The organism is Paenibacillus ihuae, assembly GCF_001368795.1.
Classification (GTDB): Bacteria; Bacillota; Bacilli; order Paenibacillales; family Paenibacillaceae; genus Paenibacillus_AQ; species Paenibacillus_AQ ihuae.
The window spans coordinates 162041-165280 of the sequence record NZ_LN831199.1 but is presented as its reverse complement, the minus strand read 5'-3'; the positions used below and the strand labels follow the sequence as shown (position 1 = coordinate 165280).

Sequence of the window (3240 nt, the reverse complement as noted above, 5' to 3'; positions counted from 1 at the left end):
TGCCGCCGGCCGTGCCGCAGGCCACGGCCTCCCCGGCTGCGCCGGCAGCGGCTGCGGAAGTCCCGCAGCCGGAGGTCTCCGTCTATTTGTCGCGGAGCGGACAAATCGAGACCCTGCCGCTGGAGGACTACGTCAGCGGCGTGCTGGCGGCCGAGATGCCTGCCGACTTTGAGCTCGAAGCGCTCAAAGCGCAGGCCGTGGCCGCACGCACCTTCATCGTTCGCCGCCTGATGGCCGGCGACCACAGCGGGGTGCCCGTTCTGGAGGCGGATGTAAGTGATACGGTAAGCCATCAGGCTTACGTATCGCAGGCAACGCTGGAACGGGATTGGGAGCACGGCGGCAAAAGCGCCGCGCTGGCCAAGCTCCGCCGCGCGGCCTTAGAGACGCGCGGAGTGATCATGACCTATAAGGGGCAGCCGATTACGGCTTCCTTCTTCGCCTCCAGCGGAGGCTATACCGAAAATTCGGAAGACTACTGGAATTTTGCCGTTCCTTATTTACGCAGCGTAGCCAGCCCGTGGGAGCTGGCGATTACACCGAATCTCGCAGTAACGGTCAGCTTCAGTACCTCTGAGCTGCTCAGCAAGCTGGGGCTGGAGTCCAAAGCCCTTCCAGCCTCCGCGGGTCTGTCTGCAACCGGGAAGGTGAAGCCGGTATCCTCCTCTGCTCTGCCGGCTGTGGTCCTGTCGCTCACTGACGGGCACCGGGTCAAGGAGATTTCCATCGGGGGAACCGTGTTCACCGGACGCGAGGTACGAGAGAAGCTGGGGCTGCGCTCCAGCCAGTTCACCTGGAAGCGGCAAGGCAGTAAAGTACTCATCACCACCTACGGAAACGGGCATGGAGTAGGAATGAGCCAGTGGGGGGCGAACGGGATGGCCAAGGAAGGCAGCACAGCCACTCAGATTCTCAAACACTACTACAGCGGCATCTCTTTTACCCAAGTCTCAACTCTTCTGAAAAAATAACTTAAAAGATACGTATAAAAGCGGATCGCCCGGTAACACTGGTTACTGAGGTGATAAACTATGAATGAACAAGACAAAAACAAACAAACCCATGATGAATCTCTCAAAAACAAGCAGGGAGATTCAGGCGCTAAGCCTTCTTCATGGAACAGAGTATTATCGAGACGCTGGGTATTCCCGGCAGTCTACACGGCGGCAGCGGCTCTTATACTAACCTTGGTGTGGTTCTATCAGGATGCCGGCCAGAAGCCGCTGAATCCTGACACCGCCGCTGTAGTTTCACAGGACACCGCTGGTTCCGGCAATGAAGCCGGTACGGCTGGAGATCCTGCAGCAGTCGAAGTTGTCGCATCGGCAGAAAACCTGGCTTGGCCGGTGGCCAGCCCAAGTGATGTGGAAGTGGTTAAACCGTTCTACGATGAAAATGGGACCGAAGAAAATCACGTTGCAGCCATGGTACAGTATGACAACACCTTTGTAACCAATAACGGCATCGACATCGCCCGTGAGGATAACAAAACGTTTGATGTCAAAGCTGCACTTAGCGGTGAAGTGACACGGGTGGAAGATGTTGCGGTATTCGGCAAGGTTGTTGAGATTACCCATCCCGGTAATCTGAAGACCGTGTATCAGAGCCTCGGTGATATCAAAGTGAAGCAAGGCGATGAAGTGAAGCAGGGCGATACGCCGGCAACAGCGGGACGCAGTGAAATTGAGAAGGATCTCGGCAACCATGTGCACTTTGAAGTGTACGAGGATGGAAAGCCTGTAAATCCGTCTGATCTGCTGACACAACGCTAAAATGCATTTTTTCTCAGGGGGCGCAGGCCTCCTGTTTTTTTGTGCGCTCCACGGTGGGGTAACTCTAAGCTTATTACTAAAAGCACATCTTTAGTCCCATTCCGCGAAATCCGGGCTCTTTACGGTTGTCCATGAAATAAAATGAGCCTTCCCGGGCTTGTCACGTCCTGAAAGCGCGAATATATAGGCCCGCCCCTCATATAATGTACCAAACTATCCACAGTTGGGAGGCGGGAGCGTGCACGATTACATCAAGGAACGGACGATCAAAATCGGACGCTGCATCGTGGAAACCAGGCATACGGTCCGGACCATAGCCAAGGAATTTGGCGTATCAAAGAGCACGGTGCATAAAGATCTAACCGAACGTTTGCCGGAAATTAACCCGGATTTAGCGGATCAGGTGAAGCACATTCTCGAATATCACAAATCGATTCGTCATCTGCGGGGGGGAGAAGCGACAAAAATTAAGTATAAAAAAACGACCGGTAAAAAACGCGAGGTTGCTGTAGCCTCAAAGCCATGATATTTTTGGATTTTTAAGCTATTATTCAGTTTTATCGCATTGTATACTTCCCCTAAAGTATGGTATTTTTAAATTTGGTACTACACAAGATGAACTTAATAATGAAGCGTTTCAACATTATTAAGTTCACGTTCTTCAACTTACTATTCTCATTTAAAATAACACTTTGGGGGCTCTTTTATTATGCTTAGCAAGGATATCGGAATCGATCTCGGCACTGCCAATGTGCTCATTCATGTCAAAGGGAGGGGAGTCGTTCTGGATGAACCCTCCGTGGTCACACTTGAAAGTGATACGAGGCGGGTCCTTGCAGTTGGGGAACAGGCACGTCGCATGGTTGGACGTACACCTGGTAATATTACTACTATTCGTCCTCTCAGGGACGGTGTCATTGCTGATTTTGCCATAACGGAAATGATGCTGAAGTATTTCATCGACCGCGTTGGCGGACGTACCTGGTACTCCAAGCCCCGCATATTGATCTGCGCCCCCACGAACATAACATCAGTTGAACAGAAATCAATCCGGGAAGCAGCCGAACGCAGCGGGGCCAGGGATGTTTATCTGGAGGAAGAACCTAAAGCCGCTGCCATCGGAGCGGGTATGGATATTTATCAACCAAGCGGAAATATGGTCGTCGATATCGGCGGCGGAACGACGGATGTAGCTGTCCTGTCCATGGGCGACGTCGTTACCGCCTCCTCGATTAAAGTCGCAGGGGACAAGTTCGACGAGGCCATTTTAAAATATATTAAGCAGAAGTACAAACTGTTAATCGGTGAACGTACCGCTGAGGATATTAAGGTTTCCATCGGCTCGGTCCGCCCCGGCGGCATGAAGGCCGAGATGGATATCAGGGGACGGGACATGGTAAGCGGACTTCCCCAGACGCTCACAATTTCATCCGGCGAAGTGAAGGAAGCGCTGTGGGACCCGGTTTCG

General features: G+C 52.6%; 4 protein-coding genes. All 4 read left to right on the top strand.

The features are described 5' to 3' along the window. Positions 1-971: stage II sporulation protein D (gene spoIID, locus AQR02_RS20405; protein ID WP_082451995.1), on the top strand; the 971-nt coding region annotated here is incomplete at its 5' end. A 60-nt stretch (positions 972-1031) separates the two neighbouring features. Beyond that, entirely contained in the window at positions 1032-1772 is a 741-nt protein-coding gene (gene spoIIQ / locus AQR02_RS20400; RefSeq protein ID WP_054942290.1) for a stage II sporulation protein SpoIIQ, read from the top strand. 238 nt (positions 1773-2010) lie between these two features. After that, positions 2011-2298 carry a sporulation transcriptional regulator SpoIIID gene (gene spoIIID, locus AQR02_RS20395; protein WP_019915029.1) on the top strand — a complete coding sequence of 96 codons (288 nt, stop codon included), beginning with the start codon at positions 2011-2013 and terminating at the stop codon, positions 2296-2298. Between the two features lie 183 nt (positions 2299-2481). After that, the coding region (gene mreB / locus AQR02_RS20390; protein WP_245237639.1) for a rod shape-determining protein MreB at positions 2482-3240 on the top strand (759 nt) is incomplete at its 3' end.